The sequence below is a fragment of the Salmonella sp. 32031103-2018-00083-FB-01-SM-01 genome, assembly GCF_017571995.1.
GTDB classification, from domain to species: domain Bacteria; phylum Pseudomonadota; class Gammaproteobacteria; order Enterobacterales; family Enterobacteriaceae; genus Salmonella; species Salmonella enterica.
The window spans coordinates 386,611-411,251 of record NZ_JAGEQL010000004.1 but is presented as its reverse complement, the minus strand read 5'-3'; the positions used below and the strand labels follow the sequence as shown (position 1 = coordinate 411,251).

General features: G+C 49.6%; 23 protein-coding genes and 1 tRNA gene. 16 read left to right on the top strand and 8 right to left on the bottom strand.

What is annotated here, in order from left to right:
- Positions 1 to 98: 98 nt before the first annotated feature.
- The 4 genes from J4614_RS14665 to J4614_RS14650 all read left to right on the top strand — a co-directional run bounded on the left by J4614_RS14665 (position 99) and on the right by J4614_RS14650 (position 4,032).
- A complete protein-coding gene (locus tag J4614_RS14665; RefSeq protein ID WP_001092825.1) occupies positions 99 to 1,400 on the top strand; it encodes an FAD-binding oxidoreductase in 1,302 nt (433 codons plus the stop codon).
- Positions 1,401 to 1,414: 14 nt separating this feature from the next.
- A complete protein-coding gene (locus J4614_RS14660; protein ID WP_024154915.1) occupies positions 1,415 to 1,789 on the top strand; it encodes a cupin domain-containing protein in 375 nt (124 codons plus the stop codon).
- A 208-nt stretch (positions 1,790 to 1,997) separates the two neighbouring features.
- On the top strand, positions 1,998 to 3,497 hold the full coding sequence (locus tag J4614_RS14655; RefSeq protein ID WP_000475960.1) for an APC family permease: 1,500 nt from the start codon (positions 1,998 to 2,000) through the stop codon (positions 3,495 to 3,497).
- Entirely contained in the window at positions 3,475 to 4,032 is a 558-nt protein-coding gene (locus J4614_RS14650) for a DUF3156 family protein (RefSeq protein ID WP_000100109.1), read from the top strand. The genes J4614_RS14655 and J4614_RS14650 overlap by 23 nt, the downstream gene beginning before the upstream one ends.
- Before the next feature lie 104 nt (positions 4,033 to 4,136).
- Here J4614_RS14650 and J4614_RS14645 read toward each other — a convergent pair whose 3' ends face one another.
- Positions 4,137 to 4,820 (bottom strand): LuxR family transcriptional regulator, encoded by a 684-nt coding sequence (locus tag J4614_RS14645; protein WP_001275356.1) that lies wholly within the window; start codon positions 4,818 to 4,820, stop codon positions 4,137 to 4,139.
- A gap of 510 nt (positions 4,821 to 5,330) precedes the next feature.
- Between J4614_RS14645 and J4614_RS14640 the strand changes: the two genes are divergently transcribed.
- Together J4614_RS14640 and J4614_RS14635 are read left to right on the top strand one after the other, a co-directional pair.
- Positions 5,331 to 6,515: an anaerobic sulfatase maturase gene (locus tag J4614_RS14640; protein ID WP_000933446.1), complete on the top strand. Its 1,185-nt coding sequence runs from the start codon at positions 5,331 to 5,333 to the stop codon at positions 6,513 to 6,515.
- Between the two features lie 68 nt (positions 6,516 to 6,583).
- On the top strand, positions 6,584 to 8,323 hold the full coding sequence (locus J4614_RS14635) for an arylsulfatase (RefSeq protein WP_208293222.1): 1,740 nt from the start codon (positions 6,584 to 6,586) through the stop codon (positions 8,321 to 8,323).
- 47 nt (positions 8,324 to 8,370) lie between these two features.
- Here J4614_RS14635 and ripR read toward each other — a convergent pair whose 3' ends face one another.
- Positions 8,371 to 9,249 carry an itaconate degradation transcriptional regulator RipR gene (gene ripR, locus J4614_RS14630; RefSeq protein ID WP_000423178.1) on the bottom strand — a complete coding sequence of 293 codons (879 nt, stop codon included), beginning with the start codon at positions 9,247 to 9,249 and terminating at the stop codon, positions 8,371 to 8,373.
- A 91-nt stretch (positions 9,250 to 9,340) separates the two neighbouring features.
- Here ripR and ripC point away from each other — a divergent pair, with 91 nt between their 5' ends.
- The 4 genes from ripC (at position 9,341) to J4614_RS14610 (ending at position 12,529) form a co-directional block, all read left to right on the top strand.
- Positions 9,341 to 10,183: an itaconate degradation C-C-lyase RipC gene (ripC, locus tag J4614_RS14625; RefSeq protein ID WP_001112897.1), complete on the top strand. Its 843-nt coding sequence runs from the start codon at positions 9,341 to 9,343 to the stop codon at positions 10,181 to 10,183.
- Between the two features lie 23 nt (positions 10,184 to 10,206).
- Entirely contained in the window at positions 10,207 to 10,734 is a 528-nt protein-coding gene (gene ripB / locus J4614_RS14620; RefSeq protein WP_001094308.1) for a (R)-specific enoyl-CoA hydratase RipB/Ich, read from the top strand.
- Between the two features lie 24 nt (positions 10,735 to 10,758).
- Entirely contained in the window at positions 10,759 to 12,084 is a 1,326-nt protein-coding gene (gene ripA / locus J4614_RS14615) for an itaconate CoA-transferase RipA/Ict (RefSeq protein ID WP_000982331.1), read from the top strand.
- Positions 12,085 to 12,148: 64 nt separating this feature from the next.
- Positions 12,149 to 12,529 carry a VOC family protein gene (locus J4614_RS14610; protein WP_000582672.1) on the top strand — a complete coding sequence of 127 codons (381 nt, stop codon included), beginning with the start codon at positions 12,149 to 12,151 and terminating at the stop codon, positions 12,527 to 12,529.
- Between the two features lie 157 nt (positions 12,530 to 12,686).
- Here the strand turns inward: J4614_RS14610 and J4614_RS14605 are convergent.
- Together J4614_RS14605 and J4614_RS14600 are read right to left on the bottom strand one after the other, a co-directional pair.
- Positions 12,687 to 12,762 (bottom strand) — tRNA-Phe (locus tag J4614_RS14605).
- 105 nt (positions 12,763 to 12,867) lie between these two features.
- Positions 12,868 to 13,575 (bottom strand): DUF554 domain-containing protein, encoded by a 708-nt coding sequence (locus tag J4614_RS14600; protein ID WP_000234466.1) that lies wholly within the window; start codon positions 13,573 to 13,575, stop codon positions 12,868 to 12,870.
- A gap of 425 nt (positions 13,576 to 14,000) precedes the next feature.
- Here J4614_RS14600 and J4614_RS14595 point away from each other — a divergent pair, with 425 nt between their 5' ends.
- Complete coding sequence (locus J4614_RS14595; RefSeq protein ID WP_000839721.1) at positions 14,001 to 16,136, top strand: ornithine decarboxylase; 2,136 nt, start codon at positions 14,001 to 14,003, stop codon at positions 16,134 to 16,136.
- Between the two features lie 61 nt (positions 16,137 to 16,197).
- Here J4614_RS14595 and J4614_RS14590 read toward each other — a convergent pair whose 3' ends face one another.
- The 4 genes from J4614_RS14590 to mutY form a co-directional block, all read right to left on the bottom strand.
- Positions 16,198 to 17,454 (bottom strand): nucleoside permease, encoded by a 1,257-nt coding sequence (locus J4614_RS14590; RefSeq protein WP_001049804.1) that lies wholly within the window; start codon positions 17,452 to 17,454, stop codon positions 16,198 to 16,200.
- A gap of 216 nt (positions 17,455 to 17,670) precedes the next feature.
- Positions 17,671 to 18,756 carry a membrane-bound lytic murein transglycosylase MltC gene (mltC, locus tag J4614_RS14585; protein WP_000976289.1) on the bottom strand — a complete coding sequence of 362 codons (1,086 nt, stop codon included), beginning with the start codon at positions 18,754 to 18,756 and terminating at the stop codon, positions 17,671 to 17,673.
- 112 nt (positions 18,757 to 18,868) lie between these two features.
- A complete protein-coding gene (locus J4614_RS14580; RefSeq protein ID WP_000091706.1) occupies positions 18,869 to 19,144 on the bottom strand; it encodes an oxidative damage protection protein in 276 nt (91 codons plus the stop codon).
- Positions 19,145 to 19,171: 27 nt separating this feature from the next.
- Positions 19,172 to 20,224 (bottom strand): A/G-specific adenine glycosylase, encoded by a 1,053-nt coding sequence (mutY, locus tag J4614_RS14575; protein WP_001148959.1) that lies wholly within the window; start codon positions 20,222 to 20,224, stop codon positions 19,172 to 19,174.
- Between the two features lie 154 nt (positions 20,225 to 20,378).
- Between mutY and trmB the strand changes: the two genes are divergently transcribed.
- From trmB to J4614_RS14550, 5 genes are all read left to right on the top strand, one after another.
- The gene (gene trmB, locus J4614_RS14570) at positions 20,379 to 21,098 is read left to right on the top strand and encodes a tRNA (guanosine(46)-N7)-methyltransferase TrmB (protein WP_000786890.1); all 720 of its coding nucleotides are present in this window, start codon (positions 20,379 to 20,381) and stop codon (positions 21,096 to 21,098) included.
- Positions 21,098 to 21,424: a YggL family protein gene (locus J4614_RS14565; RefSeq protein ID WP_001107559.1), complete on the top strand. Its 327-nt coding sequence runs from the start codon at positions 21,098 to 21,100 to the stop codon at positions 21,422 to 21,424. The genes trmB and J4614_RS14565 overlap by 1 nt, the downstream gene beginning before the upstream one ends.
- A 49-nt stretch (positions 21,425 to 21,473) precedes the next feature.
- A complete protein-coding gene (locus J4614_RS14560) occupies positions 21,474 to 22,193 on the top strand; it encodes a DUF2884 domain-containing protein (protein WP_000984827.1) in 720 nt (239 codons plus the stop codon).
- A 188-nt stretch (positions 22,194 to 22,381) separates the two neighbouring features.
- A complete protein-coding gene (gene ansB, locus J4614_RS14555; protein ID WP_000394189.1) occupies positions 22,382 to 23,428 on the top strand; it encodes an L-asparaginase 2 in 1,047 nt (348 codons plus the stop codon).
- Positions 23,429 to 23,560: 132 nt separating this feature from the next.
- Positions 23,561 to 24,568 (top strand): DUF1202 domain-containing protein, encoded by a 1,008-nt coding sequence (locus J4614_RS14550; RefSeq protein ID WP_000252191.1) that lies wholly within the window; start codon positions 23,561 to 23,563, stop codon positions 24,566 to 24,568.
- Positions 24,569 to 24,641: the final 73 nt, after the last annotated feature.

Here is a 24,641-nt window from a genome sequence, read left to right as displayed (position 1 = left end):
TATCGTTCCAAAGAACGTCATTCTTCCGGACGATATTTTATAAAACGTTACCGTGCTGTGATAGCGGTCTTAGTCAAGCGTGATGACAAGGTAACGCGATGAATACAAAAATCGATGCGTTGAATTACTACGGCGCGACGAAAAAATACCCGTTGCATTTTCCTGCTTTGCAAGAGGATATTGATGCCGATGTGGTGATCATTGGCGGTGGCTTTTCAGGCATCAATACCGCGCTGGAACTGGCGGAGCAGGGGATCACTAATGTTGTCGTTCTGGAAGCCCGTCATCTTGGGTATGGCGGCACCGGACGAAACGGCGGTCAGGTGATGGCCGGTATAGGTCACGACATCGAAGCCGTTAAAAAATATGTAGGCGCAGCGGGAATGGAGACGCTGTTTAAAATCTCGAACCTCGGCGCAGGTATTATTCGGGAGCGAATTCGTAAATACCATATTGATGCTGATTTTGTCCCCGGATATGGTTATCTGGCCTACAACCAGCGGCAGTTAAAAACGCTGCAACAATGGGAAAAAGAATTCAAAGCCGCTACGCCGGAAGACGATATTGAACTCTATACCGGTAAAGACGTGCAGCAGGTTATCGGTTCCGACGTCTACTGCGGTGTTCTCAAGCATATGGGGGGAGGGCATGTCCACTCGCTGAATTTATTGCTGGGCTCCGCTCAGGCTGCGAATTCGCTGGGGGTGAAGATATTCGAATATTCACCTGTGGTTGAGGTCAGTTACGGTAAAACTGTGCGGGTACGTACTGCGATGGGCAGCGTAAAAGCAGCCAAATTGCTGTGGGCCTGTGATAGTTTTCTCAATAATCTGGAACCAGAAATTTATAAGAAAACGCTGGTTACTTATTCTTATCAGGTCTCTACAGAACCTCTCTCCAGCGAGCTTGTTGAGCGGATCAGTCCCTTGCGCGGGGCTTTTAGTGATATCCGCCCGGTGATAAATTACTACCGTCTCACAAAAGAAAACCGTCTGCTGTTTGGCAGCGCCACAAGGTTTCTTGAATATACCCCGCACGATTTTGCTGCCTGGAACCGCACTCTGTTGACGGAGGTCTTCCCTTATTTGAAAGACGTTAAAATCGATTTTGCCTGGGGCGGACCGATGGCCTGTAGCGCGAATCTGTTTCCGCAGATTGGCACGCTTCGTGAACACAATAATGTTTTTTATGTTCAGGGTTATTCCGGATTTGGCGTCACGCCTTCCCATATTGTATGCAAAATCCTGGCCGAAGGAATAAATGGCGGTTCCGAGCGGTATCGTCTGATGAGTAGCATTCCCCACGCGACAATTTATGGTCGCGACAGTCTACGTCTATTGCTGGTCAGTGCGGGAAAACTGATACATCAAACAGCCGGTTTCTGGAAAGGCCGGAATTAACCAGGAGAACATTAATGCACGCTTTTAAACTCAATCAACCTGTTCCTGAATTACAGTCAGTCGGGAGTGTCAGCCTGTTAGGGGCGTTGCCAACAGAAGGCGATCCCCAGGTCGCCGTTGCGATGATTTACGGTAAACCTGAGGATGTATTTACCTGTGGACTGTTTTCATCGACCCGCGGCGGTTTCACGATGATTTATCCCTTTACCGAGCACGCAACCGTGCTGGAAGGGGAAGTGGAACTCACTGTCGCTGGTCAGGAACCGATACGTTTTTCACCGGGCGATAGTTGGTTTGTTGAACAGGGAACCGAAGTGGCATGGAAAGTTTTAACGCCCCGTTTTGTAAAACATTATCTGGCAAACGTTGAAAGCCATAAACAGGATTGAATCCTTTAATTGTTCGTCAGTAGCGTTGGTATCACTGGGGAGAATAACGCGCTCCCCACTTGCTATTAGCGCATGCGGGGACGGCGTCACAACGTTATTTACCGTTATCCCTCTTCAGGACGATACCTGTTAGATGCGCTGCCTGCCATAAATAAGCGTTATTCCGGAGCGGTAATTTATTGTTGTAATAATAGTGAAGAGGTTGACCATGTTTAAAAACAGACTTGCCAGCCATCTTGAACGTGGCGTTATTGGTTTCCCCACGACGCTTGCCAGCTCCGTCGGGCTGATTATGGCAAGCCCGGTGATCCTGACCGTGACCAGTGGTTTTGGCTCAGGGGGAGATACCTTTGCCCTTGCGGTATTACTGGCATTTATTATGATGCAAGCGCAGATTACCACCTTTGCCGAAGCGGCAACGCTTATTCCCACAACTGGCTCCGTCTACGACTATATTTCCTGCGGAATGGGGCGTTTTTTCGCTATCACCGGTGCGCTTTGCGCTTACCTGATCGTACACATTTTTGCCGGCACGGCAGAAACGATTCTCGCTGGCGTCATGGCGCTGGTGAACTTTGAGTCTGTTAGCGAACACGTGGCCATGCAGCACAATACCTGGATGGTTGGCGTCGGCATGGTAGTGGTTTTCGGGTTACTGAATGCCATTGGTGTTGAAGTATTTGGCAAGGTGGAAGTATTTCTTACTTTCGGTATGTGGACTACCCTGACCATCTTCGGTTTATGCGGGATCCTGTTATCCCCGGTCACTCATCATTCTGGGTGGTTTGGCGCACCGCTTGATGTCAGTAATCTTTCTGGTCTGTTTGGTTATATTGGCATGGCGATGTTTATGTTCGTCGGTTGTGAACTGGTAACGCCAATGGCGCCGGAAATTAAAAAAGCGCATCGTACGATTCCCAGAGCGATGGCGCTTGGCCTTTTAGCGGTGGCAGGTTGTATGTTCCTCTATGGCGCTGCGATTAACCGGCAGGTAAATAATGTGGTTGTCGATGCGGCAAACCATATCTTTTTACTGGATACGCCGATGGCTATTCCCGCCTTTGCCAATCGTGTCATGGGACATGTCGGGCAATACTGGCTGGGCGTGGGGTTGTTGTTAGCGGGATGTGCGACGATTAATACGCTGATGGCGGCAGTACCGCGTATTATATACGGCATGGCGCTGGACGGCGCTTTGCCGCGGTTTCTGACCTGGTTGCACCCCCGCTTTAAAACACCGGTCATCGCCATCGCTTTCGGTGTTGCGATCCCCTGTTTACATGCCTGGTATCTGAACGGTGATATCGACCACATTGTTCCGCTGATCCTCGCTGCGGTCTGCGCCTGGGGGGTAGCTTATCTGCTGGTAACGTTATCGGTCGTTATCTTACGTATTCGGCGCCCCGATTTGCCACGCGCTTACCGGGCCCCCTGGTTCCCCTTACCTCAGATTATTTCGAGCGTGGGTATTATTATCGCCATTATTAATATCGCGCCTCCAGGAATGAACAGTCGGGATGTACTTATACCATTCGGTATTATGCTTGGATTGACTGCCGCCTATGCCTTATTCTGGACATTATGTGTGCAACGGGTTAATCCTTTCCTCCCACTTCCGGTAGAAGAGGTCGTGGAACGGGCGATGGGCAATTATGAAAAGCGAAACAATGAAGAGATGACGCCAGATGTCCTCCGTCCCCTGGTTTAAGAGCACATTAATGAACATGGTGTTACGTGATTTGAGCGGCTGGCGTTGTGAAAAATTGACCGAACATAGCGCCGTGCTGCATCTGAATGCATTTACCCAGGTTATCTGCCATGTTCAGCAAAAACGGTTATTCATGGCCAGTATTCACAGTTGTGAATTCAGGGTGAAAGGCACAATCAATTATCCTTTGCAGGGCAAAATTCGCGTTCATCAGCCCGGATGGCTGAAACGTTATCCCGTCATTTTTACTGGCAGCAAAAGTACCGCCGGGCTGATTAACTATCTTAATCGTTTCCCCAATTTACAACAGGCTCTGAGTGAACTGGATTATCGTCGGTTCACGCTGGTTTTACATCATAAGGAATGGTATTGCAGCATTGAGCTATGGGCTGCGAGCGAAGTGGTTTGTAAAATGCCGCCGCTGCGCCGTTATCTGCGGCTTGAGCGACACCAGCGTGTTCTTCTGCTGAGTGTGATAAATATGATCAATCAGGCCATGAATCAATGGCTGCAACAGGATACCGACGCCAGATAATATGACATTTTATTGAGGCATCAGCTCAGAGAGTGGTATTAATTCAGGCATATATGACACATGGGGAAAAGACCCGCAATTGACGCGGGGTAAAAAGCACGCTTTCACATATGCTGTGAATGTTGTACCGAGGACATTCTGGTTCGGGAAACCAGTTCCGTGCGATTTATCACTTCTGTTTTAGCAAAAATATTACGTAAATGCGTTTTCACTGTTGAGAGAGATATATTCAACTGACGGGCAATCAATTTGTTACTGGCCCCTTCGCAGACCATTCCCACAATTTCACGCTCTTTTGCGGTCAATATTGACGCCAGATTGTTGTCTTCCTGAAGAGAATCATGAATTGCCAGTCCCAGTAATGGTTGTACTGCCTGGGCTCGCAAACGCTCTTCGCTGGAAAAAGGTATATCGCGCATTAATGAAATGCCCGCGATAATACGATGGCCCCGACGAATAAAGATCTCAATCATGTCGCACACATGATTAGGTAGCATAAATTCATGATAATAATGGCGATGACGGGCACAGATACCGGGCGTCATCGTCGCTACGGTAATAACCTGCTGGCCGAACCGGGAAGGCGATAGCGGGTCTAATGGTTGAAAATGCTCCAGATATTGTTGGTGTGTGCTATTAGAAATGTTATGTAAAACATAGGCTTCCGGCTTTAAATAAGCATTAACACGATAAAAAACCGCCGACGACAGAGGAATGAGTTGCGCAATGCTCTGTAAGCAATGGAGAGTGATCCCGTCATTATGGCCAGTAGTTGATAAGGCTGACATGTTATCTCCTTCCATCCGGATGAGCGCGCCGGGACGCAGTAAAATAGTGGTATGTTGAAACATACAATTTACATTCGATTAACACAATCATTCACATGTTAATAATGTGATGCGTGTTACGGTATTTTTTATAAATATTTGAAATAAAACAGTTTTAATTTAAATCCTGTTTGGTTTTCTAAAAAATAATTTAAAATTATTAATATAATTTTTTCTGTCGCGGTTGACTCATCTCCTGAAAATGCCGTGGGTTCTCGTCCTTCAGGACGATATTCTTTTGAGACGACTGTTCTATGATTTTCTGTAATAGCGCAGGTTAACAGAGACTTAATTTCTGGCTCAGACAGGATTTGCTAAATAACGTTTCAATAGCGTCATTCGCTATGCAGAAAACCGGCGTATCAATAGATAAAGCTTGCTTGCGGCATTCTGCCCGCAGCACCAGACGGACGCTATTGCGAAATGTGAGTCATGTCTCCGCATCAGAAATGACAATTACAGGACAGAATAATGTTGAATCTCAACACATTACGGCAACAACAAATCCCCGTAATGACTGAATATCGCGCGCAGATACCCTTTCATATTTTGGCAAAACCCATAGGCCCTGCATGTAATCTGGCCTGCCGCTATTGTTATTACCCACAGGGCGAAACGCCCGTAGAAAAAATGAATGAATCAACGCTGGAGGTTTTTATTTGTCGCTATATTGCGGCGCAACCTGCCAGTGCGCGTGAAATTAATTTTGTCTGGCAAGGCGGTGAACCGCTTTTAGCCGGAATCGGTTTTTATAAAAAGGTAATAGCGCTTCAACAACGATATGCGCCTGACGGCGTGACGATCAGTAATAGTCTGCAAACGAACGCGACGTTGTTAAACGATGCCTGGTGTCGTCTGTTTCGCGACAATAATTTTACTATTGGCATCAGTCTTGAGGGCAGTGAAGACTTGCAAAATTACCATCGTCCGGGCAAACGCGGCGAGTCCAGTTATCCGGCGGTGTTGCGGGGAATCACATTGTTACAACACTATCGAGTCGATTTTAACGTACTGATTGTCGTGCATGATGACATGGCTAGCCATGCGGCAGCCATCTACGATCATGTTGTTAGCCTTGGCGCTCGTTATCTGCAATTTCAGCCACTGATGAACGAAGGCAACGCCCTACAGCAAAATTACCAATTGAGTGCGGATAACTGGGGGCGTTTCATGATTGATATCTGGCGTCAATGGCGCAAACGCGGCGATATGGGACGGGTTTTTGTGATCAACATTGAACAGGCATGGGCACAATATTTTACGCATATCAGCGCCACCTGTGTCCATTCCGCCCGCTGCGGAACGAATCTGGTCATGGAGCCGGACGGCAAACTCTATGCCTGCGATCATCTGATTAATAGCCAGCATTACCTGGGACAGCTTTCTAATAATATGTTAGCGCCAGCCGTAGATACCGCAACCCGGCTTCCCTTTGGTATTAAGAAAAGCCAGCGCCGGGAGTGTCAACGGTGTTCTGTGAAAATAGTCTGCCAGGGAGGCTGCCCCGCACATATCAACAGTGCCGGCTACAACCGACTTTGTAGCGGCTATTACTCTTTTTTCACTGAGATTCTGGCTCCGCTACGCGCCTGGCCCCGGAATCTGAATGGACTGAAAGCCTGGCGTGCTGACGTTATGGGCAGATTTTCGGGCTGATGGTCCATCTTGCCGCATTTGCCCGCCGCTCTTGTACAACATCCGTAGTCTGAAATGGAGAATAAGCCGTGAAAAAACAAGTAACACTTGCCACACTCAGCATTATCTTCTCCGGTACGGCGCACAGTACGCAAAACGAACGTCCTGATATTATCGTGATTATCGCTGATGATATGGGATATTCTGATATCACTCCCTTCGGTGGGGAAATCCCAACGCCTAATTTGCAGGCGATGGCTGAGAACGGCGTGCGGATGAGTCAATATTACACGTCTCCCATGTCTGCTCCCGCCCGTGCGATGCTATTAACCGGGAACACCAGTCAGCAAGCGGGTATAGGCGGTATGTGGTGGTATGAAAATACCATAGGTAAGGAAGGCTATGAATTGCGCCTGACTGATCGGGTGACGACCATGGCTGAACGCTTTAAAGATGCTGGTTACAATACGCTGATGGCGGGTAAATGGCATCTTGGTTTTACGCCAGGCTCGACGCCAAAAGATCGGGGCTTTCGTCATTCTTTCGCCTTGATGGGGGGAGGCGCCAGTCACTTTGATGATGCCGTGCCGCTGGGAACCGTGGAGATATTTCATACCTATTATACCCGTGACAATCAGCGCATTTCACTGCCCTCCAGTTTTTACTCCAGCGAAGCCTATGCCAGCCAGATTAATCGCTGGATCAGCGAGACGCCACGGGAACAACCTATCTTCGCGTGGTTGGCCTTTACTGCGCCACATGATCCTCTGCAGGCGCCGGATGAATGGATTAGTCGTTTTAAAAATCAGTATGAACAGGGCTATGCAGACGTCTATCGTCAGCGTATTGCTCGTTTGAAGAAACTGGGTTTCCTGCGTGATGACATACCTCTGCCAGGACTGGAACTTGATAAAGAATGGCAGGCGATGACCCCGGAACAGCAGAAATATACGGCGAAGGTGATGCAGGTTTACGCTGCTATGATCGCCAATATGGATGCACAGATTGGTACCGTTATTGAGACGTTAAAAAAGACCGGGCGCGATAAAAACACGATTCTGGTCTTCTTAAGTGATAATGGGGTGAATCCGGCGGAGGGCTTTCACTATGAATCTGAACCGGATTTTTGGAAGCAATTCGATAATCGTTACGAAAATATTGGTCGTAAAAATTCATTTATCTCTTATGGTCCACACTGGGCTGATGTCAGCAATGCGCCTTATGGTCGCTATCACAAAACGACCAGCGGTCAGGGGGGAATTAATACCAGTTTTATGATTTCCGGTCCTGGTATCATCCATAATGGCGCCATAGATAACGCCACAATGGCGGCGTATGATGTCGCGCCCACGCTCTATGAATTTGCAGGTATTGATGTCAGTAAATCATTATCTGAAAGACCGACACTGCCAATGATCGGCGTGAGTTTTAAACGCTATCTGACCGGTGAAAGTCTGCACGCGCCTCGCACACAATATGGTGTTGAACTCCATAATCAGGCGGCCTGGATAGATGGGGAATGGAAATTGCGTCGTCTTGTCACAGTATTCCCACTGGCGGGTAATGCGCCATGGGAATTATTCAACCTGCAACGTGCCCCCCTGGAAACGCATAATCTCGCAGCAGATTATGTGGATAAAGTGAAAATACTGAGCAGTGCATATGAGGCATTTGCAAAACAGACAATGGTGCTTTATGCCAAAGGCAAGCTTATCGATTATGTGGGTATCGACAGTAAAACCGGGCGTTATCTGGCTGTCGATCCACAGACATTGCAGCCAGTTCCTGCTCCGTTAGCGATTCCTTTAGACACAAAATCGGACCAATAATTATTGGTTACGTTTCAAATGATTATTCAACGCTCACATAACCGCATTCAGCCAGTGACTTTCAGGATGAAGTTTCTCAGCGTTGGTGATGTATCGCCGCGCCGGTATGCCAGAGCCAGCTTTGCGACGGGCATCTGGTCTGCAACGGGGCGGTATACTACTCCCTTGACATTAACCTGTCTCATTGAATCTGGAACCATCGACACGCCCATCTCTGCCGACACAAGGTTAATGACTGACGAAATTTGCGGCACGAGTTGACCAATTTTCGGTTCAAAGCCCGCTTTACCGCAGGCCTCGATCACTACGTCATAAAGCGACAGGCCGATTTCACGTGGGAAGAGTAAAAAAAACTCATCTTTGAGAATCGAGAGTGCAATCTGTTTACACGCCGCAGCAGGATGCGTTTCTGCCAGCACAATAACCATTGGCTCTTCAGACAGTAACCTGAGCTGGAACCGTTCATTGCCTGTAAAACCGGGTCTCAGAAAGGCAACATCCAGCGATCCTTCATTCAATTCATCAGCCAGTTGAGTTGTATTTCCTTCCTCAAGCTGCAAACGAACGTCAGGATAAGCCCGCTTGAAAGTACGGATTGCGCCGGGCACCACACTGTTAAATGCCGCAGAGGCAGTAAAACCCACCCTTAACACGCCCGATTCCCCCCTGGCAACACGCTGCGCTGCCAGCACGGCTCTTGTCGCGGTAGCAGGCATCCCTTTAACAACATCATAAAATGCTTTTCCAGCCTCGGTTAATTCCGCGCCATGAGGCACTCTCCGGAATAGCTGCGCTCCCAGCTCTCTTTCCAGATCCTTAATCTGTTGGCTTAGCGGCGGCTGACCTATGCCTACTTTTGTCGCAGCCCGCGTGAAATGCCGCTCTTCAGCGACGGCGAGAAAATAGCGAATATGGCGCAGTTCCATCCTCATCTCCAAAAGCAATTAAGAATGGCACCATCATATATTGGAAGAATGAAACCGGCGAGCGCATAGTGAGGTTAACAGGAGGTGCAATATGCCCGATATTTCTCATACACCGACACGTAGCTGGCTTTTTACCCCAGCAATTCGACCAGAACGTTTCATAAAAGCAGTTGAAAGTGCGGCGGACATTTCTATTATCGATCTTGAAGATTCCGTCACCCCGAATGACAAGGCGCAGGCCCGGAAAATTGCGATGCAGTTCCTTTCATCCCGACCAAACTCATCGCTGAAAATAGCATTAAGAATTAATGGAATGAATACTCATGCTGGCATTGAAGACCTGCATATGTTACTGGAATGCCGTTTTTTTCCTGATTACATTATTCTTCCGAAAACAGAGTCAGCCGCGCACCTGCAAATCGTGGATAGTCTTATCATGATGGCTGGTTCTGATACTCGCCTTATTGGCATTATTGAGTCAGTTGTCGGACTTAATGCCGTAGAGTCTATTGCGGACGCCACCCCCAGACTCTGCGGGTTGATGTTTGGCGCCGCAGATATGGCGGCTGACATTGGCGCCACACCCGCCTGGGAGCCTCTTGCGCTGGCGCGGGCCAGAATAGTGGCTGCCTGCGCTATGAAAGGGCTTCTTGCAATAGATGCTCCCTTCTTTGATATAGGCGATTTTTCAGGTCTGAAAGAGGAAACGCTGCAGGCGCTCAGTTTTGGTTTTTCTGCAAAATCGGCTATTCACCCCGCTCAGATTAGTGTAATCAACGCCGCATTTACTCCTACAACGGCAGAAATTAATCATGCTCGTGCAGTACTGACAGAGAATGCCAAAGGCGTCGGGATCGTTAGCGGCATGATGATAGATGCAGCCGTTGCCCGTCAGGCCCGGAGATTACTCGCCCGGGCAGGGATCTTTTCCTGATTTTATTAACAGAGGAATTGATTATGAACACGTTATTACCCGCTTATAAAACCATTAGCGAGGGGCGCTACCGAGAAATTTCGGGTCTTTACTGGGAGGATTTTCATCCCGGTGATGTTTTTGAACATCGTCCCGGCCGGACGGTTCTGGACGCCGATAATGTGTGGTTTACCCTGCTCACTCTCAATGTGCAGCCGGTCCATTTCGATGCGGCTTACGCCAGCAAAACGGAATGGAAAAAGTTACTGGTTGATTCAACGTTCACTCTGGCGCTTTTAACCGGTATGAGCGTGCGTACTGTCAGCGCCAGGGTCGTGGCCAATCTTGGCTGGGATAAGGTACAAGCCGTCCATCCGGTTTTCGCAGGGGATACACTTTATGCTGAAAGCACTGTACTCAGCAAACGCCTGTCAAATAGTCGCCCGGGACAAGGCATCGTTACCGTTCGGACATGTGGTATTAACCAGAATGGTGTAGAGGTCATGCGCTTCGAACGAACAATGTTAGTTTATTGCTGTGGATGTTCGCCTGAAGAAGACGCCGCTTATTGAGAAATCGCCCTGAGGTTTAGAGTCATGATGAATGTTAATGCAGCGTATGCCGAAAAATGCGTGACGCCTGACGAGGCGGTTACTTTAATTACCTCCGGCAGTCACCTCTCTATGGGAATGTTTGCAGCAGAGCCTCCAGCTTTGCTGAATGCGCTGGCAAAGCGAGCGAAAAGGGGAGAAATCAACGATCTGCGGGTTTACTGTTATGAAACAGCCAGCATTGCCGGGAACACTATTTTCCGTTATGAGCTAAGTGACTATATTCATCTCTACAGTATGTTTATTACCGGTATTGAACGGGCTTTAATACGTCAGGGGATTGAGAGTTCCGGGCGAAAAATAGTTAACTATGTACCTTCAAATTTTCATCAGGCGACGCGATTACTGGCTGATGATATTGGTATTGATACCTTTATTCACACCGTGTCCCCTATGGATAAGTATGGCTATTTTAATTTTGGAACTGGAAACGATTATTCCACCCGGATTGCGAGGACAGCTAAAAAGCTTATTGTCGAAGTTAACAAATATATGCCGCGCGTTCATGGAGAAGGTGCTGCAATCCATATTTCAGAAATTGACGCCATTGTTGAAAACCATGTCCCTTTAATTGAACTACCAATACGTACTGCCGTAGCCGAAGATATTGCTATCAGTCAGATTATCGCCTCTCTTGTGCCAGATGGCGCTTGTCTCCAGATGGGGGTCGGCGCATTACCGGAGCTCATCTGTAATGCGCTCAAGGAACATAATGATCTGGGGGTCCATACAGAGGCGCTGAATCCGGGGTTGGTAAGTTTGATTCAACAAGGCGTCGTTACCAACCAGCGTAAAAATATCGACCGGGGAATGTCTGTATTTACTTTTGCTATGGGACAAAAGGATATGTATGACTATCTCAACGACAACCCCTCTTTTTTTAGTCGGCCTGTCGATTATGTTAACGATCCGGGGATCATTGCGCAAAATGAGAATGTTGTCTCCATTAACGCTACCTTACAAATCGATCTCACTGGTGCCTGTAACTCTGAATATTTGCTTGGACACCAGTACAGCGCTTCAGGAGGGCAATTGGATTTTGTCAGAGGCGCATATGCATCTAAAGGAGGTCGTTCCATTATTACGACACGCTCAACGGCCGCGAATGATACGATTTCTCGTATTGTTCCCCGCCTTGAGGGGCCTGTAACAACCCCACGAACGGATACGCACTGGATAGTCACTGAATTTGGCTCCGTAAACCTGAAGGGGCTCTCTTCAACCGAGCGTGCGCTCAGGATCATTGAATTGGCGCATCCCAATTTTCGGCAGCAACTTAGAGTAGATGCAAAAAAAATGCATCTGATTTAAAAGTAGGTTAATGCTATTTTTTAATGTAGCATCCCCAAAATATAAACATCATGAGTCTATTCAAATGATAATTGACAGAATTGATCACCTTGTATTAACGGTATCTGATATATCAACCACAATAAGATTCTACGAAGAGGTACTTGGTTTTTCTGCGGTAACATTTAAACAAAACAGAAAAGCGTTAATATTTGGAGCGCAAAAAATTAACCTCCATCAGCAAGAAATGGAGTTCGAACCAAAAGCGAGTAGACCAACGCCGGGATCTGCCGATTTATGTTTTATTACATCGACACCGATAAATGATGTTGTGTCTGAGATCTTACAGGCAGGCATTCCCATTGTTGAAGGCCCGGTTGAGAGAACTGGAGCTACAGGCGAGATAATGTCTATCTACATCAGGGACCCTGATGGAAACTTAATTGAAATTTCGCAGTATGTTTAATGTTAAAACTTACTATTACTGCCTTTATTATGATCACGCATCCGTTTATATTGGTCTAATAGAGATCATATGGCAATAATTTCTGGAAAGAGTCTATGTTCAAACTTATTGACTTGAAGACATCGAGGAATTCATAAGGAAGCATAAAAAGGAAAGGTGGTGCCCGGACTCGGAATCGAACCAAGGACACGGGGATTTTCAATCCCCTGCTCTACCGACTGAGCTATCCGGGCAACGAGGCGCATTAAACCGTAATCGCCTCGCTTCGTCAACGAAATTTCTTCAAATCAACGTAGACTGCACAATCTATCACCACTTTGTTGCTATTGCACGCAGAATCAGGCAAAAAACATCGCCCATGCGGCGGAAATCGGCATCGCCAGCAACAGCGCCGGGAGCATATTCACTACCGGAAACATTTTGATTCCACATACACGCAAGCCGGTCGCCACCAGCAGCAGTCCGCCCACAGCGCTAAAGTCGCCCATCATTGCCGGCGTGGTCAACGGAAGAATGAGGGTGGCGCAGGCGGCAAGCGTTAACTGGATAATCAACATCGGCGCGCAAATCGCCGAAACGGCGATGCCAAGCGAACAGGCGAAAATAATGGCAGTGAAAAAATCCAGAAAAGATTTAGCGATCAAAATGTTTGGATCGCCAGTCATCCCTTCATGCATCGCGCCGAAAATACCGGTGCCGCTGGCGCAAAAAAGTACAATGATAGCGACGTAACTTTGAATAAATGAGTCGTGTGTTGGCTTCTTACCCGATGCCATAAATAATTGTTGGATTTTCGCGACTGCGCCATTAATGCCTTTTTCCAGCAAACAAAACTCGCCGATAAGCGCGCCGACCAGCGTCGCCAGCACCATCACCGGAAGATTAGCGCACTTCATCACCAGCAGAATGCCAATACCCAGAGAGCACAGACCAAAAATAGACGTCATTGAGACGCGAATCCGTTCTGGCAGACGCTGACTTAACAGCGCGCCAATAACGCCGCCGAATAAAATTGCGCCAGCGTTAATAAAAGGTCCAATTACCACAATGACTCCTGTTATTTGTCTTTCAAATTGCCTTATTATCACGCGATTAAGCTGTTAATAGCTTGATTATCTGTGACGTATAGAGCGCTGATTTTACCTTGCGCCGTCTGGTGAAAGGTGCCATGATTGCGCGAAATTTCTCCTGCCAGCATGGGGCTCGCCGGGATGAACATAGCGCCTTTATATTGTTTTCACTGTCGCCTGACTGCGCGAGGTTTGCCCCTTTCTTTCCTTTTTTTTGTCGTCCCCGCTATGCGGTGAGGGCAGCGCACGCTCACTGCAGGACAACAGTAAAATCAGAAACAGTCTGTTTTTACTGATGTCTGGCGGTCGGAGCTGGTATCCAGTTTGACCCGGCATCTCGTTGGGCAAGGCATCGGGCTTTGTCCGGGGTTACTCTACTCCCGAAACGGGTATTTGCGCTTATGAAATCAATGAATATTGCCGCCAGCGGTGAACTCATCCCCCGTCTCTCCACCCACCGAAACGTAGTGGCGCTGGACAGTACCGACTTTACCGATGTGGCCGCAGTCGTCATTACCACTGCCGACAGCCGTAGCGGTATTCTGGCGTTGCTTAAACGCACCGGTTTTCACCTGCCGGTGTTTATGCTTGCGGATGAACCCGTCAGCGCGCCTGTCGGCGTTACGGCGGTAATAGGTGGGAACGCGCAGGAATGGCTGGAGCTGGAAAACGCTGCCTGTCTCTACGAAGCAGAACTTCTGCCGCCCTTTTATGGCACCCTGACCCAGTATGTCGACATGGGGAATAGTACCTTTGCTTGCCCGGGGCACCAGCATGGCGAGTTTTTTAGAAAACATCCCGCAGGCCGCCATTTTTATGACTTTTTTGGTGAAAACCTGTTTCGTGCGGATATGTGTAACGCCGATGTGAAACTTGGCGATCTGCTCATACATGAAGGTTCTGCCAAACACGCGCAGAAATTTGCGGCAAAAGTGTTTAATGCGGATAAAACCTACTTTGTGCTGAATGGGACTTCGGCGGCGAATAAAGTGGTCACCAACGCCCTGCTGACGCGCGGCGATCTGGTGCTGTTTGATCGTAATAATCACAAATCCAACCACCACGGCGCCCTGATTCAGGCCGGGGCGACGCCAGTCTATCTTGAAGCGGCGCGTAACCCGTTTGGTTTTATCGGTGGCATTGATGCGCACTGTTTTGATGAAACGTACCTGCGCGACCAGATTCGTGACGTGATGCCGGAAAGCGCCGATGCGTCGCGTCCGTTCCGCCTGGCGATCATTCAGCTGGGTACCTATGACGGCACTATTTACAACGCCCGTCAGGTGGTGGATAAAATCGGGCATCTCTGCGATTACATTCTGTTTGACTCCGCGTGGGTAGGCTATGAGCAGTTTATCAATATGATGGCGGATACCTCGCCGTTGCGGCTGGAGCTTAATGAAAACGACCCTGGGATCTTTGTGACCCAATCGGTACATAAGCAACAGGCGGGGTTCTCACAAACCTCGCAGATCCACAAAAAAGATAACCATATTCGCGGCCAGGCGCGTTTTTGCCCGCACAAACGCCTGAACAACGCCTTCATGTTGCACGCCTCGACCAGTCCGTTCTACCCGCTGTTTGCGGCGCTGGATATCAATGCCAAAATCCACGAAGGGGAGAGCGGTCGCCGCCTGTGGGCGGAGTGCGTTGCGCTGGGCATTGACGCGCGTAAAGCCATTCTCGCCCGTTGCAAACTGCTTCAGCCCTTTATCCCACTGGTGGTTGACGGCAAGCCGTGGCAGGCATATCCGACGGAGACCATTGCCAGCAATCGTCGTTTCTTCAGTTTTGAGCCCGGGGCGAAATGGCATGGCTTTGAGGGTTATGCGGATGACCAGTATTTTGTCGACCCCTGTAAACTGTTACTGACCACGCCAGGTATTGATGCCGATAGTGGGCAGTACACCGAATTCGGCATCCCGGCGACCATTCTCGCCCACTATCTGCGTGAGAACGGTATTGTGCCTGAGAAGTGCGATCTCAACTCGATTCTGTTCTTGCTGACACCCGCTGAGAGCGAAGAGAAACTGGCGCGGCTGGTCGCGATGCTGGCGCAATTTGAACGACACATTGAAGACGATACGCCGCTTGCGGATGTATTGCCGACGGTTTTTCAGAAATACCCGGTGCGCTACCGCGATTACACCCTGCGTGAGCTATGTCAGGAGATGCACAACCTGTACGTTAGCTTTGACGTTAAGGATCTGCAAAAAGCGATGTTCCGCAAAGAAAGCCTGCCGCATGTGGCGATGAACCCACAGGACGCCAACAGCGCCTTTATTCGCGGCGATGTAGAGCTGGTGCGTATCAGCGAGGCGGACGGGCGTATTGCTGCCGAGGGGGCATTGCCATACCCGCCGGGCGTACTGTGCGTGGTGCCGGGGGAGATTTGGGGCGGCGCGGCGCAGCGTTATTTTTTGGCGCTGGAAGAGGGCATCAATCTGTTGCCCGGTTTTTCGCCTGAATTGCAGGGGGTATATAGCGAGACTGATGCCGATGGAATTCAACGCTTGTACGGATATGTTTTAAAGTAACGTTGCCTGCAGGCCGGATAAGGCATTTACGCCTTATCCGGCCTGCGAAACAGGGCAAGAATTAATGTGCAACGGGTTGCGAACTTGCCGGAACGCGAACGTGTTTGTATTTGAACAAGGCTACGAACGCGAAGGCCAGCACCAGCGAGTAGCCTGCGAAGATGAGCCACACGGTCTGCCAGTCGGTAATGCCGTTTTGAGTGTAATACTCCACCACTTTACCGCTCACAATGCCGCCCAGGATACAGCCGAAGCCATTGGTCATCATCAGGAACATCCCCTGCGCGCTGGCGCGGATTTCCGGGCGTACTTCTTTTTCGACAAACACCGAGCCAGAAATGTTGAAGAAGTCGAAGGCGCAGCCGTACACAATCATCGACAATACCAGCAGAACGGTACCGAACGGCGTCGGGTCGCCATAAGCGAACAGGCCGAAACGCAGCATCCACGCCACAATACTAATAAGCATAACGTTCTTAATACCATAACGGCTCAGGAAGAACGGAATGGTCAGGATGAATAACGTCTCAGAAATCTGCGAAATCGACATCATCACCGAGGCGTGCTGCACGATAAAGCTACTGGCGAATAGCGGATCTTTATCAAAGCTATGCAGGAAGGTGTTGCCAAACATGTTGGTGATCTGCAGTTCCGCGCCCAGCATCATGGAGAAGATGAAGAAAATCGCCATCCGCTTATTTTTAAACAGCGCAAAAGCGTCAAGGCCCAGCATTGATGTCCAGCTCTGGTTTTTCTGTTGGTTCGCCACCGGAATGTGCGGCAGGGTAAAAGTAAACAGTACCAGCAGAACAGAAAGCGTCGCGCCGATATAAAGCTGCATATGGCTCAGCTCGAAACCGGAGAAACTCACGCCCCACATCGCCAAAATAAAGCCAATGGTGCCCCAGATACGGATAGGCGGGAAGTCAGTCACAATATCCATGCCGGCAGACTGCAGGCGGTAATACGATATGGTATTGATCAAGCCCAACGTCGGCATATAGGCCAACGAGTTAAGCAGGATCACAAAGAACATCGCCCCAGGCGTAGTGACTTCCGCGGCCATGAATAGCGTGATGGCGCCGACGACATGACACAGGGCATAGACCCATTTCGCGCTCAGCCATTTGTCAGCCACAATGCCTAGCAAGGTCGGCATAAAGACGGCAGCAATCCCCAGTGAACTATAAACTGCGCCAATAGATGCGCCGTCAAATTTTAAGGTGACGAACATATACGAGCCCAGGGTAGTGAGCCAGCTTCCCCACAGACAGAACTGCAGAAAAGAAAGTATTTTAAGCTGCAGCTTAAGATTCATGTTAATTTCCTCACACCTGAGAGCGGATGAATGTTTTAAAAGGCACATTTGCCGTTGTGATTTGGTGTGATTCTATCAATGAGAGGCGGGCTTTTTTTGTTACCTGTGACAAATATTTGCAAACAATTTCTGATTGCAAAGCAAAAGAGTGACGGAGTTAACACTTTTGCCTTTCCCGCCGCTGTCCTGTGCCAGCCAGAGGCGGGATGCGATGGTTTATCGGCGGCGATACGATCGCTGGGCGGAATTCACCTTATACAGATAGCGGCGCGACTCCGCAGATGGATGTCGGGTGGTTAATATCTGGTACACATCCCCCGGCGACATGCGGTTAATCATATTCGCGGCCTGAATTTTATCGTTCGAGAATACGCGTAATACGCTGCCTGCGCCGCCATTGTAGGCGGTAATGACCGCATAGCGCCGCGACGTCGGATTCTCAATACCGCTCAGATAGACATTATTCAACATCGCCAGATATGCTGTGCCGGTATCGATATTGCTGGCGGGGTCGAACAGGAAGTTACGGCTTGGCGTGCCGGACTTACCCTGAGAACGGAAAACATCTTTCCCGGCGCTGTGTTGCACCACCTGCATCAGGCCCAGCGCATCCGCGTGGCTGACCGCATACGGGTTAAACGAGGACTCCGTTTGCATAATCGCCAGAATCAGCGACTCGTCAACGCCGTATTTACGGGAGGCCTGGCGTACCATGCCAATATATTTATGCGCGCGTTTATCAAGGTGGTTCGGCACCAGATTAATGGTGACGCTGTAAATAATACGCAGGCCGTTACTGCGGCTTTTGAGCCGCGTTTTCAGCAAGTAATCCGCGAATGTCGTGGCGCGGCCTTCCCAGCGAATAGGCTGGCCGGTATTGTCGAGGACCTGACCATACAGGAAGGGTTCTTTAGAAATTTTTATGTCATCGACATCGGAGTAAAGATCGACGGAGGTTGGGTCGTCACCCATGAGCAACGTTTTAATAATGGCCCGGCGCAGATGTGCGGTAGGTTCCGTCCCGGCGATGGTTTCAACGGTAATGGTCCCATCATCAAAGTTGATGTGGCTGCGGGTCTGGAACTGATCGGTATATTTGACGTAGTCTTTCGGCCCGGCGATCAGGACTTCCTTATATCCCCACAGATTTTCAATATTGTTGGCAAATTGCCCCATCAAAATATCAAAGCCGTTGGTATCCTTGACCCAGGCTTCATTATACGTCTCGCCTTTTTTGGTCGAACTGGAGCAGGAGATGAGCAACGGCGCAATAACAGCAAGCGCGAGTAATTTTTTCATCATTCCGGGAGTGCATGTTGTGTTGTCGTTATGCCATGTTGCCGGGCAGCGGCGCTAAGGGCTTATCCGGCATAACTCACAGGCCGAATAAGCGCAGCTTCATTCAGCAACGGGCCTATTTTTTATCTTCTGGCGTATAACCTTCGATATGAACGTCTTTGCCTTCGAACAGGAAGCTCACCATCTCCTGTTCCAGCAGCTTACGGTGCTCGGCGTTCATCATGTTGAGCTTTTTCTCGTTAATCAACATGGTCTGCTTATGCTGCCACTGCGCCCACGCGTCCTTAGAGATCTCGTTATAGATACGTTTTCCCAGTTCGCCAGGGTAGAGCTGAAAATCTTGCCCTTCAGCGTCGCGTTGCAGGTAAGTACAAAAAATCGTTCTGCTCATAAGTCATCCTCTTCATCGACCGGGGCGTTAAACTGGCGCTCCGGTACGTAACTGCTGTAACAAGCGCTCCACGGGGGCCGCCAGTCCGACTGACGGCGGTTGCGCTAAGTTATACCAGAGCGCGCTGCCTTCATCCATGCAGGCGTCCAGTGACGACACGGGAAGCCACATAGGCACAATATCCAGGTGGAAATGGCTAAATGTGTGGCGAAACGCGTTAAGCTGGGTCAAATTATCAGCGTTAACATGCCGTTGCGCCAGCCATTCACGTAATTCATCTTCGCTGGCGAACTGCGGGAAGCAGTAGAGTCCGCCCCATAAACCGCTGGGAGGGCGCTGCGCCAGGAAAATCTCCTGATTATGCTGTAACAATAAAAAGTAACCCGTCCGCTCCGGCAACGTCTGTTTCGGTTTCTTGCCCGGATAGCGTGACCAGCTTTCATGCGCAGCGGCGATACAACCGTTTTGCAGCGGACACAGGGTGCACTTTGGCTTTGAACGTGTACAAACCATCGCGCCCAGATCCATCATCGCCTGATTAAAACGCTCCACGCCGCGTGCGGGCGTCACTTGCTCGCTCAACGTCCACAGCGTATTCTCCACCTCTTTTTTTCCAGGCCAGCCGCTAACAGCATAACAGCGAGCCAGCACACGTTTAACGTTTCCATCAAGAATCGGATAATGTTTACCTAACGCGAGGGAGAGAATTGCGCCGGCGGTTGAACGTCCGACGCCGGGGAGCGCGGCGATTTCGGCAAAAGTTTGCGGGAATTCTCCACCGTGAAGCGTCGCCACCTGTTGCGCCGCTTTATGCAAATTACGTGCGCGGGCGTAATAGCCGAGCCCGGTCCATAAATGGAGTACTTCATCCAGCGGCGCATTCGCTAAATCCGTTACCGTCGGAAAGCGCGCCATAAATCGCTCAAAGTAAGGAATCACCGTCGTCACCTGCGTTTGTTGCAACATGACTTCCGAGAGCCATACTTTGTAAGGCGTCTTGTTAATTTGCCAGGGCAGCGTTTTCCGCCCGTATTTGTCGTACCAGTCCAGAACCTGGGCTGAAAATTGAGACGCTTGCATGGAAACTCATTCATTATTGCCGGGGGCAAGATTGCAGCACAGAGGCCGCAGGGTGTAAACCGGAACTTTCCGCAGTGCGCTTCATGCTTGCATCCGGCAACTAACTTTGGATAATGCCCGTTTTCAGAACTCAAACACAGCAGACTACACTTTTATGAAAAACGACGTCATTTCACCGGAATTTGATGAAAACGGTCGCCCGCTGCGCCGTATTCGTAGTTTTGTTCGTCGCCAGGGGCGACTGACAAAGGGGCAAGAGCACGCGCTGGAAAACTACTGGCCGGTGATGGGCGTCGAGTTCAGCGAAGCGCCGGTAGATTTCGCCACGTTGTTTGGTCGCGAAGCGCCGGTGACGCTGGAGATTGGTTTTGGCATGGGGGCGTCTCTCGTGGCGATGGCGAAAGCGCGCCCGGAGCAGAATTTCCTCGGTATTGAAGTGCATTCGCCCGGCGTCGGCGCGTGTCTGGCGTCCGCTCATGAAGAGGGCGTTGAAAACCTGCGCGTCATGTGCCACGACGCGGTAGAAGTGTTGCATAAAATGATTCCTGACAATTCTTTATCGATGGTTCAGCTCTTTTTCCCTGACCCGTGGCATAAAGCGCGTCATAATAAACGCCGTATCGTTCAGGTGCCGTTTGCTGAACTGGTATTGAGCAAGCTGAAATTGGGCGGCGTTTTCCATATGGCGACCGACTGGGAAGCGTATGCGGAACACATGCTTGAAGTCATGTCTTCTATCGACGGGTACAAAAATCTGTCAGAGAGCAATGATTATGTACCGCGCCCGGAATCGCGCCCGGTAACGAAATTTGAACAACGTGGCCATCGTCTTGGTCATGGCGTATGGGACTTAATGTTCGAGAGGGTGAAATAATGGCAAAGAACCGTAGTCGTCGTCTGCGTAAAAAAATGCACATTGACGAATTCCAGGAATTAGGATTTTCGGTGGCATGGCGTTTTCCGGAAGGTACATCTGAAGAGCAGATCGATAAGACTGTCGATGACTTTATTAATGACGTTATTGAGCCTAATAAACTGGCGTTTGACGGCAGCGGCTACCTGGCCTGGGAAGGGCTGATTTGTATGCAGGAAATCGGTAAATGTACCGAAGAACATCAGGCGATTGTGCGTAAGTGGCTGGAAGCGCGCAACCTTGAGGAAGTCCGAACCAGCGAACTTTTCGACGTTTGGTGGGACTAATAAGTACAGGGTCGGCAAATGCCGGCCCGCTTTGTCTTGAGGGAAAGTTATGATGCGCAAAACGCTGCTGGCGGCAGTGCTAACGTTTACGGCGATGGCCGCTCATGCAGATTACAAATGCAGCGTCACGCCGCGTGACGATGTGATCCTGAGTCCACAAACGGTGCAGGTGAAAGGTGAAAACGGCAACCTGGTGATCACGCCGGACGGCAATGTGATGTACAACGGTAAGCAGTACACCCTTAGCGCCGCGCAGCGCGAGCAGGCGAAAGATTACCAGGCGGAGCTGCGAAGCGCGCTGCCGTGGATTGATGAGGGCGCCCGATCGCGCGTCGAAAAAGGCCGCGTGGCGCTGGATAAAATCATCGCTAAAGAGGTGGGCGAAAGCAGCAACATGCGTAGCCGTCTGACGAAGCTTGATGCGCAATTAAAAGCGCAAATGAACCGCATTATTGAACATCGTACGGACGGCCTGACGTTCCACTATAAGGCTATCGACCAGGTGCGTGCCGACGGTCAGCAGTTGGTGAATCAGGCGATGGGCGGTATTTTGCAGGACAGCATTAACGAAATGGGCGCCAAAGCGGTGCTTAAAGGCGGCGGTAATCCTTTACAGGGTGTGATGGGCAGTCTCGGTGGTTTGCAAACCGCTATCCAGAACGAATGGAAAAACCAGGAGAAAGATTTCCAGCAGTTTGGCAAAGATGTCTGTAGCCGCGTAGTAACCTTAGAAGATAGCCGCAAAGCGCTGGTTGGCAGCCTGAAGTAATCTTTCCTTTTTAAACAATGGCGTAGATCGTATCTGCGCCTTTTTATTCTGTTTTTTCCTGCATTTTGTTATCCATCTCTAAAAAATACTCTCTGTTGGATATATATCGCTGGTTAATCGTATGACATCACATTATTCGTCTGCAATATAGGGATAATGCGACCAGTTGACATAACTGGAGATATAACATGGAGTTTTTCAGGAAAACGGCATTAGCTGCTCTGGTAATGGGTTTCAGCGGCGCAGCGTTCGCTTTACCGAATATCACCATCTTAGCGACCGGCGGAACGATCGCTGGCGGTGGTGATTCAGCAACAAAATCAAATTATACGGCAGGTAAAGTCGGCGTCGAAAATCTGGTGGATGCCGTTCCTCAATTGAAGGACATTGCGGTAGTGAAAGGCGAGCAGGTCGTTAACATTGGCTCGCAGGATATGAACGATGAAGTCTGGCTCACGCTGGCGAAAAAAATCAATACCGAGTGCGACAGCACCGACGGTTTCGTGATCACCCACGGTACTGATACGATGGAAGAGACCGCTTATTTCCTCGATCTGACCGTGAAATGCAATAAACCGGTGGTACTGGTCGGCGCGATGCGCCCTTCCACGTCAATGAGCGCAGATGGCCCGTTCAACCTCTATAATGCGGTAGTAACAGCGGCTGATAAACAGTCTGCCAATCGCGGCGTGCTGGTGGTAATGAATGATACCGTGATGGACGGACGCGACGTCACTAAGACCAATACGACTGACGTGGCGACGTTTAAAGCGGTTAACTATGGCCCGCTGGGTTATATCCACAACGGTAAAATTGACTATCAGCGTACGCCAGAGCGTAAACATACCACCTCCACCCCGTTCGACGTGTCGAAGCTGACCGCGTTGCCGAAAGTCGGTATCGTTTATAACTATGCGAATGCGTCCGATCTGCCGGCAAAAGCGCTGGTAGACGCGGGTTATGACGGGATCGTGAGCGCAGGTGTGGGTAACGGCAACCTGTATAAAACGGTCTTTGATACCCTGGCGACCGCTGCGCACAACGGTACGGTAGTGGTGCGTTCTTCACGTGTGCCGACTGGCGCAACCACGCAGGATGCGGAAGTGGACGATGCAAAATACGGCTTTGTCGCCTCTGGCACGCTGAACCCGCAAAAAGCGCGTGTCTTACTGCAACTGGCGTTAACCCAGACTAAAGATCCAAAACAGATCCAGACGATGTTTAATCAGTATTAAAGATAATGCCCCGGTCGGAAGGCCGGGGCTATCTTTGGAAGACCTCTCGCACAATCAACACTATTATCTTGCTAATTATCATCATGGTTATGATAATCGTGGGCGTCATGTCTCTGGACGGGAGGTCCACAAGTGGTTCGACAATGGATTGCTGGCGCAGCGCTGTTTGCCCTGATTTCAGGCTATAGTTGGGCAGAGGTTGCTCAACCCTCCGATAACATCTTAAAAGAACAGTTTAGTAAGCAGTACCACGGCATACTTAAACTGGATTCCATTACCTTAAAAAATCTTGATTCGAGGGGCAATCAGGCCACCTGGTCTGCCGAAGGGGATATTTCTTCCCGTGAAGATATGTATACCGGCGTTGGTATGGCGGCGGATTATTATTTTGTTGAAAAAACCTGGACCAAAGATCGTCCCGTTAAATTTTCTGCCATGTTAACCAGCAAAGGGACGCCAGCCTCTGGCTGGACGGTGAGCTATTACTCATTACAAATGGCAGCCAGCGATCAGGGCCGGGCTATTGACGACATTAAAACGAATGATAAATACCTGATCGTCAACAGTGATGACTTTAACTATCGGTTTGGCAACATTGAAGCCTCCTGGCGTGCGCAGAAAGCGTCGATCCCCGGTCTTGAAAAACAACTCTCTGCCCTGGATAAGAAAATAGCGGTAGCTAAAAAAGAAGCGGACGCATATTGGGGAAAAGGCGCTGATGGGAAACCGTTGACCCGCGCCGAGGCGTTTAAAAAGACGTTAAAAGAGCGCGATGATTATGTAAAAGCCAACGATAGCAGCGTATATGCCGAGAAATACGAAAAAGAGGTCTATCAACCGGCATTAGACGCGTGCCGTAAGCAGAGTGAGCCGTGCAATGAAGCGGCTATTCAGCAGAAAAGAGATTTAGACATACACGAGCAACGGCGGCAGGTATTTTTGAAATCAGAAGAGCTGCGTCGAAAAGCGCAGAATGACTGGATAACGTTAGAGAAAGGACAATATCCGCTGAATATAGCGGTACAGAAACTTCAGATGCAACAGAGTGATATCCGCATGAAAATCATGGATATTAATGACGGTTACGAGCGCTGGAAAAAAGATACGGACGATTTGCGTCGTAAAGGCGTTATTAAATAATGCGCTTGCCGGCGGCGCATTAACCGCCACAGATCGGTAAGCGTCGCGCCATCAGGTATTTTACCCGCTGGCG

Excerpts from the sequence above, each read along its gene's own strand:
- J4614_RS14665 (WP_001092825.1), top strand. The coding sequence starts at position 99 with ATGAATACAAAAATCGATGCGTTGAATTACTACGGCGCGACGAAAAAA.
- J4614_RS14660 (WP_024154915.1), top strand. The coding sequence starts at position 1,415 with ATGCACGCTTTTAAACTCAATCAACCTGTTCCTGAATTACAGTCAGTC.
- J4614_RS14655 (WP_000475960.1), top strand. The coding sequence starts at position 1,998 with ATGTTTAAAAACAGACTTGCCAGCCATCTTGAACGTGGCGTTATTGGT.
- J4614_RS14650 (WP_000100109.1), top strand. The coding sequence starts at position 3,475 with ATGTCCTCCGTCCCCTGGTTTAAGAGCACATTAATGAACATGGTGTTA.
- J4614_RS14645 (WP_001275356.1), bottom strand. The coding sequence starts at position 4,820 with ATGTCAGCCTTATCAACTACTGGCCATAATGACGGGATCACTCTCCAT.
- J4614_RS14640 (WP_000933446.1), top strand. The coding sequence starts at position 5,331 with ATGTTGAATCTCAACACATTACGGCAACAACAAATCCCCGTAATGACT.
- ripR (WP_000423178.1), bottom strand. The coding sequence starts at position 9,249 with ATGGAACTGCGCCATATTCGCTATTTTCTCGCCGTCGCTGAAGAGCGG.
- ripC (WP_001112897.1), top strand. The coding sequence starts at position 9,341 with ATGCCCGATATTTCTCATACACCGACACGTAGCTGGCTTTTTACCCCA.
- ripB (WP_001094308.1), top strand. The coding sequence starts at position 10,207 with ATGAACACGTTATTACCCGCTTATAAAACCATTAGCGAGGGGCGCTAC.
- ripA (WP_000982331.1), top strand. The coding sequence starts at position 10,759 with ATGATGAATGTTAATGCAGCGTATGCCGAAAAATGCGTGACGCCTGAC.
- J4614_RS14610 (WP_000582672.1), top strand. The coding sequence starts at position 12,149 with ATGATAATTGACAGAATTGATCACCTTGTATTAACGGTATCTGATATA.
- J4614_RS14595 (WP_000839721.1), top strand. The coding sequence starts at position 14,001 with ATGAAATCAATGAATATTGCCGCCAGCGGTGAACTCATCCCCCGTCTC.
- J4614_RS14590 (WP_001049804.1), bottom strand. The coding sequence starts at position 17,454 with ATGAATCTTAAGCTGCAGCTTAAAATACTTTCTTTTCTGCAGTTCTGT.
- mltC (WP_000976289.1), bottom strand. The coding sequence starts at position 18,756 with ATGATGAAAAAATTACTCGCGCTTGCTGTTATTGCGCCGTTGCTCATC.
- J4614_RS14580 (WP_000091706.1), bottom strand. The coding sequence starts at position 19,144 with ATGAGCAGAACGATTTTTTGTACTTACCTGCAACGCGACGCTGAAGGG.
- mutY (WP_001148959.1), bottom strand. The coding sequence starts at position 20,224 with ATGCAAGCGTCTCAATTTTCAGCCCAGGTTCTGGACTGGTACGACAAA.
- trmB (WP_000786890.1), top strand. The coding sequence starts at position 20,379 with ATGAAAAACGACGTCATTTCACCGGAATTTGATGAAAACGGTCGCCCG.
- J4614_RS14565 (WP_001107559.1), top strand. The coding sequence starts at position 21,098 with ATGGCAAAGAACCGTAGTCGTCGTCTGCGTAAAAAAATGCACATTGAC.
- J4614_RS14560 (WP_000984827.1), top strand. The coding sequence starts at position 21,474 with ATGATGCGCAAAACGCTGCTGGCGGCAGTGCTAACGTTTACGGCGATG.
- ansB (WP_000394189.1), top strand. The coding sequence starts at position 22,382 with ATGGAGTTTTTCAGGAAAACGGCATTAGCTGCTCTGGTAATGGGTTTC.